This is a genomic window from Buttiauxella cochleicola (assembly GCF_021283185.1).
Taxonomy (GTDB): Bacteria; Pseudomonadota; Gammaproteobacteria; order Enterobacterales; family Enterobacteriaceae; genus Buttiauxella; species Buttiauxella massiliensis.
Genome location: NZ_JAJSOS010000008.1, coordinates 241688 through 253454, shown reverse-complemented (window position 1 = coordinate 253454; position 11767 = coordinate 241688). Strand labels below are relative to the sequence as shown.

General features: G+C 48.8%; 15 protein-coding genes and 1 pseudogene. 1 reads left to right on the top strand and 15 read right to left on the bottom strand.

Annotation, left to right across the window (positions count from 1 at the left end):
- Positions 1 to 656: 656 nt before the first annotated feature.
- The 14 genes and pseudogenes from LVQ76_RS14665 to LVQ76_RS14600 form a co-directional block, all read right to left on the bottom strand.
- Positions 657 to 888 (bottom strand): annotated as a pseudogene (locus LVQ76_RS14665) (integrase); the annotation flags it as partial.
- Between the two features lie 311 nt (positions 889 to 1199).
- Positions 1200 to 2015: a helix-turn-helix transcriptional regulator gene (locus LVQ76_RS14660; RefSeq protein ID WP_232921942.1), complete on the bottom strand. Its 816-nt coding sequence runs from the start codon at positions 2013 to 2015 to the stop codon at positions 1200 to 1202.
- Between the two features lie 288 nt (positions 2016 to 2303).
- Positions 2304 to 2594: a CopG family ribbon-helix-helix protein gene (locus LVQ76_RS14655; protein ID WP_232921941.1), complete on the bottom strand. Its 291-nt coding sequence runs from the start codon at positions 2592 to 2594 to the stop codon at positions 2304 to 2306.
- Between the two features lie 65 nt (positions 2595 to 2659).
- On the bottom strand, positions 2660 to 3496 hold the full coding sequence (locus LVQ76_RS14650; protein ID WP_232921940.1) for a DUF4942 domain-containing protein: 837 nt from the start codon (positions 3494 to 3496) through the stop codon (positions 2660 to 2662).
- Between the two features lie 113 nt (positions 3497 to 3609).
- Positions 3610 to 3930 (bottom strand): TA system toxin CbtA family protein, encoded by a 321-nt coding sequence (locus tag LVQ76_RS14645; protein ID WP_232921939.1) that lies wholly within the window; start codon positions 3928 to 3930, stop codon positions 3610 to 3612.
- Between the two features lie 36 nt (positions 3931 to 3966).
- Positions 3967 to 4332, bottom strand: a complete 366-nt coding sequence (locus LVQ76_RS14640; RefSeq protein ID WP_232921938.1) for a type IV toxin-antitoxin system YeeU family antitoxin — start codon at positions 4330 to 4332, stop codon at positions 3967 to 3969.
- A gap of 31 nt (positions 4333 to 4363) precedes the next feature.
- The gene (locus LVQ76_RS14635; protein ID WP_232921937.1) at positions 4364 to 4585 is read right to left on the bottom strand and encodes a DUF987 domain-containing protein; all 222 of its coding nucleotides are present in this window, start codon (positions 4583 to 4585) and stop codon (positions 4364 to 4366) included.
- Between the two features lie 8 nt (positions 4586 to 4593).
- Entirely contained in the window at positions 4594 to 5073 is a 480-nt protein-coding gene (gene radC / locus LVQ76_RS14630) for a RadC family protein (RefSeq protein ID WP_232921936.1), read from the bottom strand.
- Positions 5074 to 5083: 10 nt separating this feature from the next.
- Positions 5084 to 5548 (bottom strand): antirestriction protein, encoded by a 465-nt coding sequence (locus LVQ76_RS14625; protein WP_232921935.1) that lies wholly within the window; start codon positions 5546 to 5548, stop codon positions 5084 to 5086.
- A gap of 80 nt (positions 5549 to 5628) precedes the next feature.
- Positions 5629 to 5859, bottom strand: coding sequence for a DUF905 domain-containing protein (locus LVQ76_RS14620; protein ID WP_232921934.1), 231 nt, complete (start codon positions 5857 to 5859; stop codon positions 5629 to 5631).
- Between the two features lie 19 nt (positions 5860 to 5878).
- Positions 5879 to 6715 (bottom strand): DUF932 domain-containing protein, encoded by an 837-nt coding sequence (locus LVQ76_RS14615; protein ID WP_232921933.1) that lies wholly within the window; start codon positions 6713 to 6715, stop codon positions 5879 to 5881.
- Positions 6716 to 6836: 121 nt separating this feature from the next.
- Positions 6837 to 7535, bottom strand: a complete 699-nt coding sequence (locus tag LVQ76_RS14610) for an EcsC family protein (RefSeq protein WP_232921932.1) — start codon at positions 7533 to 7535, stop codon at positions 6837 to 6839.
- Positions 7536 to 7663: 128 nt separating this feature from the next.
- Entirely contained in the window at positions 7664 to 7999 is a 336-nt protein-coding gene (locus LVQ76_RS14605) for a hypothetical protein (RefSeq protein ID WP_232921931.1), read from the bottom strand.
- A gap of 18 nt (positions 8000 to 8017) precedes the next feature.
- Complete coding sequence (locus LVQ76_RS14600) at positions 8018 to 8662, bottom strand: hypothetical protein (RefSeq protein WP_232921930.1); 645 nt, start codon at positions 8660 to 8662, stop codon at positions 8018 to 8020.
- A gap of 396 nt (positions 8663 to 9058) precedes the next feature.
- Between LVQ76_RS14600 and LVQ76_RS14595 the strand changes: the two genes are divergently transcribed.
- Positions 9059 to 10003, top strand: coding sequence for a glycosyltransferase (locus tag LVQ76_RS14595; RefSeq protein ID WP_232921945.1), 945 nt, complete (start codon positions 9059 to 9061; stop codon positions 10001 to 10003).
- 432 nt (positions 10004 to 10435) lie between these two features.
- On the opposite strand, the gene LVQ76_RS14590 is transcribed toward LVQ76_RS14595, so the two are convergent.
- Complete coding sequence (locus tag LVQ76_RS14590) at positions 10436 to 11395, bottom strand: hypothetical protein (RefSeq protein ID WP_232921929.1); 960 nt, start codon at positions 11393 to 11395, stop codon at positions 10436 to 10438.
- Between the last annotated feature and the right edge of the window lie 372 nt (positions 11396 to 11767).

Below are 11767 nucleotides of genomic sequence, written 5' to 3'. Positions count from 1 at the left end.
CTAAATGAATTACTGCTTGGTCACTCTTCAAGACTTGATATTTTTTTGATACCCGAAGGTATCTGAGATATCAATCCTGCGAGTGCCCACACAGATTGTCTGATAAATTGTTAAAGAGCAGTGAGTTGCGCGCTTTCGCTTGCTAACTCGAGGTGGCGTATATTACGCTTTCCTCTTTCAGAGTCAACCCTTAATTTCAGGATATTTGACTCTCATCGCCGCGTTACTCTGTGATGTTGTTCACATGTTCCGTGTCGATGGAGGCGCATTATAGGGAGTTCTCCGGAGGCTGCAACCCTAAATATGCGTTAATTTGACTGACTGCTGCAATCCCCAGCAAAACCCCGCCTTATACGCAGTTACGCACAAAGTTATCCACAAAACTAGCCAGCCCCCCATTCATTTACCCACCGCACTGTTAGTAATCTCTTCATCAGCAACATAAGGAGACAAGTTTTTATAGTAAACAGCTCATAGGTCTTCTTAGCAAACAAAGCTGAGGTCATAGAGTTCTGCTGCGAGTTTGCCGTCCCCGAAACTTCTTTCTATATATAGAAGGAGCAATAAGCTTGGCGCAATGGTAGTAACCGAATTGAAACTACAGAAGGTTCCTGTGTAGTGGCCAACAAAAACTGGCCAGTTCCATCGTTACTTCATCCCGTCACCCGAGGAGCTTTATTCAAAGTGCTCTCACTCATCGGCTTACGCGAAACATGCTCGCCAACGAATATCAGTTCACAGCCTCCATTCAAATTTTTGATCTTTTCTAGGATGGTGAGAGCCTGCCGGAATAAAGGGACGAGATGAAGAGTACAAGCGATATGAGTATTTCACACCTTCCAATGAATCAAGCTCGCAAGGAATCGTCCGTATAGCAGTTTCAAAGTCGGCATATATCTTCCAGGGCTAAGTGATAGTACAAACATTATTGAACCGGGATTAACCGCATTAGTAAGCTGATGCAGGCTGATGTAGGCTGACTTAATATTGACGAAAAAAAGAGTGAGAACTTGCGAGGGACAGGACTTTAAACACAAAAAATCCGCTCGTGAGCGACTTGATTTACACATCAGATGGTGCGAAGGCCGAACCGATTTCATCCTCGTAATCAATTGATAATTAAAGAATTAAAAATATGTAACTTACTCTTATATACTCACATGTATACTCAACTAAAAAATCCTTAAATTAATTAAAAATCAATGATTTACAAATAAGTCATTATCTTCCTCTACAGGCTCTAGTGCGTCAAGTGTTACCCGCACCATAGCTATAGATCCTACACGGATAAAAGCGTCTTCGCCGTCTTCATCAGTTATTACGAAACGCTCTGCCGTTTCAGGTTCACACTCCAACATATCGAAGAAAGAATTGAGTTGACCAATATCTCCTGTTACATCTTCTGGCACATCAGATTCGACACTTAGCCCAATCGCTGCTCCACCGTTTGTCAGGGTAATACAGACATTACAATCAGCATCTTCATCGCAACCTTCATCAACCAAGAGTGGCTCAAGAGGCTCAAGAGGCTCAAACAAGAATTGATGAAACTCGACTTCTCGAGCATTCAGTGCGTAGCGATGTTGTTCCGAATCAAAGACAAAAAACCTCTCGGTGTCTGGGTATGTCTTTTCCTGAAAATAAGCATGAAAGCGACGTTTATCCGCTGGAGATATTGGTAAAAACAGACATTCTTTCTGCCCCCGCAAATAAAGCTTCACGGTCCAGATACCTCCATCCATTTCAATTCCATTGGCAGCAACAATTTTCAGATCTTCATCACTGGTATTACGACGATTACGGAATTCTTTCAGCAAATTGTCACTATCAGGGAACACAATGTTTAACGGTTTATTGAGAACAGAGCATATAGCCTGAGCAAGTCCCAGCTTTGCAGCAACCTTTCCGGTTTCAATGCGCTGAATTTGCTGTTGGCTGGTACCCACCATTGCCGCCAACTCGCGCTGGGTGATGGATAACTGGGTACGAAGCTGTTTGATATTGTTCTGTGGCATGGCACCACTCCCCTGCTGAGATAGACGACGACCTTAAAACACAATTAAGTGTATAAAACACAATAATGATATCTCATCAAACAACAATCAAACGTTTTACACCAGCTGGACACAAATTGAGGTTGATAGCGGATTTCAATATATGAAATACCATCACGCCAACGCCGGCCCCATGCGTGAATGCGTCAGCAGATTGACCGGTGCAGCGGCCTCTGCATTGGCTCTGGCAAGAAACTCGCGGAGTCGTTCTAAATCCTGCAAAGCGTGATCGGTCCAGACAACCTGCATTTACTTGCGTCCAGATTGCGGTACTGCAAGTGGGGTTTCACTGTTCAGGCTGTTCAGGCTGTTTACCCATTTCAGAACGTCTGCATGTTCAACAATCCGGCACGTATCAACATCAGCCAGCCCTTGCAAAATCATCTGGTGGCGGTTTTCTTCCTGCTCAATGATAGCCGCCAGCGCTTGCTTAACTATCCATTCACGAGAACGATTATAATTTGCTGCTAATTCATCGATTTTTTCGGCCATTTCAACGGGTATATGAGCTGTAATGACCCTGGTTTGTATCTGTCCCATCAGTATGAAATCCTGTGCGATTAAAAATTAATCATAGGTAATCTGTTGTAAAGAGGCATTGCCAGTCAAATGCAATCTGCCAGCATTCCCGGATAGTGTTTAGCAATGATATCGTTCATACGCTCAATCAACTCCAGCCGTTTGAAGGTCAAGTGCGCCGTGCCCTTCTGAAAATAACGAATGCTGAAGAATTCATCTTCGTAAACATCCTTAGCCGGATTATCCCGGATATGCTCCATCAATCGAGTACAGATATCGCCCCGATTGTCAGGGATAGGTTTACCATCCAGTAGAAACAGCATTCGCTCCAGATCCGCCAGTTGATCCCGACGCCAGCCCCTGTTCAGGCTAAATCCCCAGCGGTTACACGTAACCAGATTGTTGATGATGATCTTCTTACCAAAGCTGCAAGGGCTATTGGCCTTGTAATTCCACGACAGGCCTTTGAAGACGTTGATGACGCCACGTTCGAAGACGTCCATTTTGTTCAGATGTAGCTGCTCAAAAGTACTGAGTATATTGGCTTCGCTGATGGCTGGAATATTATCGCCTTCAAGATTTCTGTCCCATTGCTCTCTGGCCTGGGCATCCATCAGGCTGAGCATTCCTGATTTTTTCATCAAATCTCGCCATATACTGCGATCAAGATTGCGGGTAATGACGTCCATGGCCGTTGCCATTTTCTCCATTAACCAGCAACCCGAGCGAAAGTCTTGTCGCATGCCCCAGTCTTTTGCCATCCCACCACCAAGACTGCGGGTCAGTGTCGAGATGTCATCAAGTTTCCGGATGAGGGATTCAATTTGTCCCAGCGCAGCATTACGGCCTGTAACAATACGTTCAATGCTGGTCGAACAGATAAGCTCATTGTGTTCCGTTAATACATCGGATTCTGTTTGCATCGTAAATCGTCCATTAAAGCAAACACGCCTGCCGGAAGTTGCAGGCGCATTATGCGGTGAATAAATAGAGGGGAAAGTACAAAGGTAAAAATCAGGAAGGAGGCTCGGAGAATTTAAGTATTCATTAATCCGGTAGCTCGCCTGGCTCTGATAATATCGGTCGCGGTAAGGAATGGTGTTTGCTCCTGCCAGGAGAATCCCTTCCGGTCAGTGCGTACCAGTTCATAGCGTTCCACCAGGAAATTCACCGCATCAGCAAGCGTGATACCCGCTTCAATATGTTCTTTGATGGCCGCGTCGTCATGGAATGGTGTATCGATGAGCATCAGGCCGTAATGGTGCTCCAGCAGATACGTTAACAATTGCTGCCAGACCTGCACGGGCGACAGGCGTGACAAAACCGGCACTGTGGCCGGTACAGTTGAAATGTGCATGAGTTGAGTCCTGATAAAAGAAGAAGAGAGAAGGTGTTACCGGGTTGCGGAGGCCTGAGGATAAATAGTGATGTAAACATAACCATGAGAGCCGAGAGTGTCAGCTTCACAGGTAAGTCCGTTGTGATACAACGTGACACAACGCTGACTGCGAGGATTAAGTTCTTCAGCGGTCAGCATCTGCTCCAGCTGTTTCATCATCAGTGGAAACGCCTGGTCCAGACGCAATGCTTCATCGTCACTGAATGAGCCATTAAACCCCGCCCGGTCAGCCAAGAAATGCAGGCGGTTGCCTTCCTGAACCAGGCGAGCTCCGAAGCACGGCGTGATATTACGTTTTAATCCCCACTGAAGGCAGGATGCGTTCTCCGCCGATGTATCGGATAAAGTGGTCGATTGCATTAACGTATTCCTTAATGACTGAGAGATGTGATTAATTCAGGCTGACACTACGAAGGATGGCATAGGGCCCATTGCGGTCCTGACGGCGTTCAACAAAAACAGCAAGTACGCCACTGATATCCTGAATCTCGCGTCCGTAGTAATGGCAGACACTGCCATGCCACTGGTAATGGCCTGTACAGAAAGCCGATAACCTCGATTCAGGATTCTGGCGATAGATATGCATCGCCTGACGTTTACTGATAATTTTCATTCTTCACCTCACAACCAGCCACGTTCCGCAAATGACACCACCTCATTCCCTACAACGAGATGGTCAAGCAGCCTTATATCCACCATGGCCAGCGCACTTTTCAACCGTCCGGTTACATGGCGGTCAGCCTGGCTGATGTCAGTTGTACCGGAAGGATGGTTATGCGCGATGATGACGGCAGCGGCATTGTGGCGAAGTGCCGCTTTCAGCACTTCCCGGGGATGCACTTCGGTGTGATTCAGGGTGCCGGTAAACAGAGTTTCGCATTCCAGCAGGCAGTGCTGGTTATCGAGATACATCACCTGAAAAATCTCCCGTTCAAGCCCGGCCATCTGCAGACACAACCAGTCACGGACAGCGTGCGTGGAGGTGAAGGCGGCACCCGGCTCCCGCAGGTGTTTTTCAAGCAATGACAAGGCACGTTTCACGATTCGTTGGTCCGCAGGCGACAGTTCGGGTACTGATGAGGTTGCTGCTGAAAGGGTCATTGTGATGGCCTCAGTCGATAATGCGCATAATGGCGCGGCATTCAGGATGGTTCAGGGCGTAGTCGCGCAGACGGTAATAGTGCTCCGTCATGGCATCATTCTCTGTTCGGCAGGCATGGTGACTGTATGTCAGCAGACAAACGGTGATACCCGCTGCTTCACTGCTCATTTCCGCGCTGTTGCCGTTGAGTGGATTGCACAGAGAGCAGAGTGTTTCATCGTCGGGTGCCATAAACGCTCCGCCATTACTGAGCGTGTAGAAATTCCAGATACCGCCACTGTAGTCAGCGCACATCCGGTCAAGCCAGGCAAAGATGCGTGGCTCCAGCAAGATCCATTGTGGAATGGTGCCGAAGTGCTGCGGCCAGAAACTGGCGCGGTATTCATCTGGCACGAGAATGGCCGAAATAGTTGCCGGGTTAACCGTCCGGGATAAAGTGGACGTATCAGTCGTAGGCGTTGTTGAGGTCTTCATAGTAAACAGCTCCGGATATAAAAAAGCCAGCCGGTAAGGGCTGGCGGGAATGGTGAGTGGTTAAGTGCACTGATAAAGAATCACAGATTGCGAATACCATGGCAGGCGATATAGCGATTCAGCATGGCTCCTGCATCAGGCTCAAAATTCCATGCCCGCCAGATCATTTCGCCGTTGTGACGTACTACCAGGCGAAAATGGGTGCCCTGGTCTTCTTCAATCGCGACATTCTGATACTGTCTGGCGATGGCTTCGGCCTGTTCGCGTGTGAACGGGCCGGAAGGAAGCAGTGCGAATTCTTCGATGCTCACAGATTAAGTTCTCCCTTTTTCAGTGCGTATGTGGATGCTCGAGAAATTCCAGCATGTTTTCCGCCATCACCCACAGGGCGCGATTGAGCTTCACATCACCGTCGATACCTTTAACTGCACGAGTATGGGCACGCTTACCTTTGGTCGTTCGCCCCGATAGTCCACCTTTAATCAGGTTTTCCTGAATACGCTGGTAAGTGGTCCAGAGGTCATTACTCTCATCCTGCCAGCGGCGTGGGGAAAGGATTTGCGATTCCGTCACCGGCTGATGTTCTTCTCCAAAACGATACGTCAGCGCCGCTCTCGCCATTGCCTGCTGGGCGGGTGGCGGCAACATCAGCGACTGCATGGCATCGCGTTTCTCTTCCACCCGGTCAAATATCCCCAGCACTTCGTAAGCCCCTTCAATGACTTTCTCCACCACGTTGCCTTTATGCGGCACGCGCACCTCACCAAAACTCTCACCGCAAATCAGTCCATTCTGGCAAACCGATCTGAATAGACCCGGCAGCATCTGGTAAGAACTGGAGCCATCATGGCTGTTAAGCAGGATAATTTCTGGCACCTGTTTACCGGTAATCTGGCCTTCACGACGCAGGCGCAGCATGTGTTTGGTGTGTTCACGTTTGTTCGGGTCACGCACACGGGTCTGGCAGGCAAAGAAAGGCTGGAAGCCTTCACGCTGCAGGTTTTCGAGTACGGTAACGGTCGGTATCCACGTATAGCGTTCACTGCGGGATTCATGCTTTTCTTCGCTGAAGACACTCGGTACATAATGCGCCAGTTCATCGCGGGTTAACGGGCGGTCACGGCGTATGAGGTTCACCGCACCAAAACGGGAGGCTAATCGGGGCATCGTTTATTTCCTGAAATTAGGGGGATAAAAACCAGAAAGGCCATGCGTCCCGAAGGAGGCATGGCCTGCTGATATGTTGATACTGAGAGGGTATAACCGCTGCAAATGCCATTACAGGCAATCAGGCGGTTGAGCGAGACTGCGGCTCCGGGGGATGATTTTTCAGAAAGGTGGTAAGGGCGATGCGCCCTATCGTCCGGGTGGAGGCAACATCTACTGCACCACTGACTATTCCTCCTGCCAGGGGGATCAGGCGGATAAGCTTCCCGGCACTGTTCATTCCGGCACGCGCGGCCATCAGGACCAGCGTTTTCTCTACAATCTGCTGCGTGAGGGGCGGTGTCCAGCGTTCGGTCATCTGTATGGTCAGGTCCTGCAATAACGCTTTTGCCACGTTGCCGCACAGGCAAAGCCCCGCCAGAGCCCGGATGCGTTCATCAGACAGGCGATGTCCGCCAAGGCAGGCCACCGCAGCAACCAGACGTGTCTGCAGAAACAACACGCTGGTGAGGTTGAGCGGGAGCGTAACCGGCATTGCCACCACGCCCCCCACACCCGACAGAAAACCGCTGCTGCCTGCCTTAATACTCTCCCAGTGGATCATGTGACGAACAGCCATCAGCGCGTCACCTTTCGCATCATCCAGGTAGCGCTCTGCCAGCGTTTCAGCCGATTCTATTCCGGCAATACCACTGACGGCCCGGTCGTAGAGCCAGCCCATCAAGGCGGCAAGTCCCTGAGGAGGCGGAACAGCAATAACCTCCTCCAGCTCTTTGGGACCGATATCATTCTCCGACTCATCGTTTTCTTCAAATTGCATGTGAACGCCTCTGTTACAGATAAAAATACAGCCCGACGGCATCAGCGGGCATAAAAAGCAGAAAGGCCATACTTTTCAAAGAAAGCATGGCCTGTCGGTACATTAATGAGGGCGGGTGTTTGTCGTGGTCAGCGCCCGGCATAGAGGATTTCGGCACCGGCAACACCCCCGTCGGCATTAATAAGGATACGGATACGCTGATAAGCACCATTGGTGGGCTCCATGACTGAGAATTCCAGCACATGCAGCGTATTACCGGGGATAACCGGGTCTTTAATGTCTTTGAGCTGTTTGGGTCTAGTCCAGTCAGCTTCCTGCGCTGAACCGTCACCCAGCATGGCGTCATAAACACTGGCTGCGGTTTTCACGGCAGCCTGCTGGTCATCTTTGCTGATGGCGGCAGACGCCAAGGTTGAGCCCAGTAGGCCCGCACTTAACATCATGACCTGTAATAGATATTTCATCGTGTACTCCTTTCTGGACTATTTGTTCATGTTCATTAATTCGCCCAGGGACAGGCGATTTTTTCCGGTGATGGCTTCTCCGGGCTCTGTACGCTGCACATCCTGCTCAGTGAGTCTGTTATCAGGGGCAGCACTACCATTCACCACCGGGCAGACTTGCGCATAGTTGCCGCGTTTCACGGTGGTATTCACTTCACCATCGCTGGTGGACAGCCTGATTTCCGTATTCTGCTGCAACTGGCTGATGGCGCTTTCCATCCCGGCTTTGCTGTCAGGCACCATCATCCAGCGGCCTGACGCATCGTGGCAGACCGCTTTTGCCGTCATCGCCTGGCCATTAAGCAGCAAAGAAATAACCCGGTTCTTATCCTGCAAGCGGTACTGACGACAATCTTCACTCAGCGAAAACAGGATGAAACTGCGGTCCGTGCCGGTGGCAACCAGCGTGCGACCATCATCAGAAAGTGTCCGGCAGGATTTGCCTGATATTTCCCATTGACCGGCGTTAAGCGCATGCGCGGATAACGGAGCCAGGCACAGTGCCATCAGGATGCGACGGGTGCCGGTTAGCGTATTTATTTTCATTGGGTCCTCATTGTGTTGTGGGTCCATCGGATGACGGGTATTTAACGAAGGGTTCACGTCTTTCGTATGTAAATTCATGATCGATAAAATCGATCGATTTATAAATATTGATCTGTATAATCAATTAATATTGATTACACATGACATTCAGAAACAAGCATCGCACTGACGTAATGACTTGTTTTGTTGATGTTTTTAAGGATTAGCCGACTGGGTGAACTCAGATGACGGGAGATAGCATGAAGAGATGCGGAAGATGTAACCGAAAAAGAGGCATCATCAGCCGCCTTCTGGGGCTGGATAGCGATTATTGCGATAACTGCCTGATGCTAATAAACCAGGAAATAAGAGAGAAAAGAACACGCCCAGCCTCTGATGACCGTCGTCAGCGTAGCCCTTCCCGATAGCATTTTTCCCCGCGGATACCGTCCGCCTGTGACAACCCTGCCGAACCGGCCATTTCTGAACCCACAGATGAAAAAACTTACAGATATCAGCATCATCATTCCTGCTTTCAATGCGCAGGACAATATTGGTCATCTGGTGGAGGAACTCCTCCGGGAAAAGGCCATCAGCATTGAAGTGATTGTTGTGGATGATGGCTCCACCGACGGGACAGCAGCGATATTGTGCGCAATCACTGATGAGCGACTGGTCGTTATCAGCCAGAAAAATCAGGGGGTGTATGCTGCGCGAAATGCCGCACTGGCCATCCATTGTGGAGAATGGGTGGTATTTCTGGATGCCGATGACCAGATTACTGACGCATTTTTGCAGGAGCGACTGCTCATCGCCCGACAGGAAAATGCTGACGTTGCCATTTTCAATGCCTGGCATGCCGACATCACCGGCTCACACCGACATCCAGTCCATCGCAAGCAACCCTACAGGCAGAGACTCACCGGGTATGCATGGATACGCCATTGTGTTTCACAGAAGGAATGGCCGCATTACCTGTGGCTGCAGATAGTACGTTCCTCATATATCCGGGAAAATAACCTGCGCTTCCAGGAAGGGAAAAGTCACAAAGACATCCTCTGGACCCTTCATCTTGCCGCCGCAAATGGTCTGTTCTGTTTCGCCGACAAGAAAGATTATATCTACGTGAACAATCATGCTTCGATTACACATCGTCAGGATTATTACGATATCCGGGCGCATAGCTATATTGACGTCATCAGCGATATCATCACGCTTTCATCAAAGCCGCAGCACCATGAGATAAAACGCGCACTGACCCGACATGCACTGGTTGAATGCAGACATTTTCTCGGGCTCTACAGACGTAAAATCACCGACCGGCAGTCAGTCCGTTCCTCTTTCAGAAAGCAAATAGCGTTGAGTCAGTTGCTGACAGGAGCCCGCAGCCTGAGCGATATCTTTTTTCTTCTGAAACTGGCAGGCAAAATCTACCTGTAACCCTCACGCAATGAGCGCACTTCCGTTCCGTCAGGATGGCGTCAGTTTTTGAATGCAGTGAGAGTACTGGTTCCGGTAACCAGAGCGTTACCAAACTAGGGCGTGATTTTCTGTTGTCTGGTTATTATCTGTACCTTGCCCATAATACCAATGACAGGCTCGTAGCTAATGGCCTGCTGCAAACGGGAAAGAATGCGTTCAGTATTGAGGTAAGAGATTCAGGCAGGTGCGCAGACCATCGTTGGTATCCTGTGATTCGGTGGTTTGAGACATGGCTTGCTCCTGAATGCCGGAAGAGGGTTAACCGGCTATTCACAGAGGTAATATGGGCGTGAAATTTAATGGAATATCCGCATCATATTAACTTGGGCTATGGATAGCAATGAGCAAAAAAAAGCACCAGAAAACATAACTTCTGGTGCTAAATTCTTTTCAGTTAAAGTCCAGTTCTGCTCCCATGAGGCGTAATAACTCTTCCGGATCGGTAACCACTCTGGGGGTGTAGAAGAAAGTTGAAACGGTTCTCGTCCGTCCCATGGAGTAGGAATAGCAAATTACCTCATCCGTTGCTTGCCCAATACCCACGATAGCCTGCGAGTAAAGCGAGTTATAAAACGCAACAACATCCTGTAGGTTCTCAATCTCAACCTCGAAATATCGCCTTAAGTACTTACGCATAAAACGGTACATCACCTTCAGGTACTGGTTGTGGGCACGGGATGTAAAACGGCGATGAGAACGTACATCAAAGAACCAGGAAAACAGACGGCATATACGCAACATGATGCGATCCGGATCGCCGGACAGCACCGCGTAAAATCCAGTAATAGCCAGTAATTCCAAATACAAAGGATAGTAGGAAAACATACTTTTGATATTGCTCAGGCATTCAGCAATATCACGGTGCTCAAGTCGCCATAGTTCCTCGTGCAACAACGTAAACAAAGGTAACTCCTTGTCCATGCCGCTGAAAGATATATGCCTTAGGATATTCCCGTAGAAGCGTTTTGCAGGGTCTATATCCCCCAGAGCATCTGCAACCACCTGTGGGCCGTAATGTTCAATCAGAGTGTCATACAGGCTTCCATCAAGGGGAATACGCTCATTCGTTGATCTAACGCCTGCAAAACCATTATCCTGAAAGGGAATCGAGTCATTATTCCTGCGGTTGATACATTTTGGCCCAATAAAAATATTTATTGCTGTGTTTTCACCGCCTTTTCCGTTTGGGTGCATATGGCAGAGCTCAATTTCAAGCAGCGGTACGGGCTTCAGGTTTCCCTGATACCCATCGTAAGAAGGAACTGCATAGCTCCGCTGGTGGTATGCTTTACGCACATATAAATGGTAATACACAACTATATCCTTCGGCTCATTAATAGATCCTAACATTAGGGGATTACGCCTGATGTTATTTTCTATATGGGTCCAGTATGAGGTAGCCAAAACACTAACATCATGTTCGCTGATTAATTTTCGTGAAGCGCGCTGCCGACACCGTGCACTGCAATATTTCTCATTTCTTGTTCCTGATAATGTATTTTGACAAGATTTATACCCACACTTAGTATTTAAGCGCCACTCGCGCCTTGCCTCTCCTGTCGAAAATATCTGGAAGTGGTCATCGCACAATCTTACTTGCCTGGCGGCCTTAAGTCTGGAGGCAGGTTTCAAACAGTTGTCTCTTCTGCATTTAGTCATAATTAAATACCAACTTCCACTTTATTATATTAAGCATGGGCATGCATTGTTTTACTGATTGTA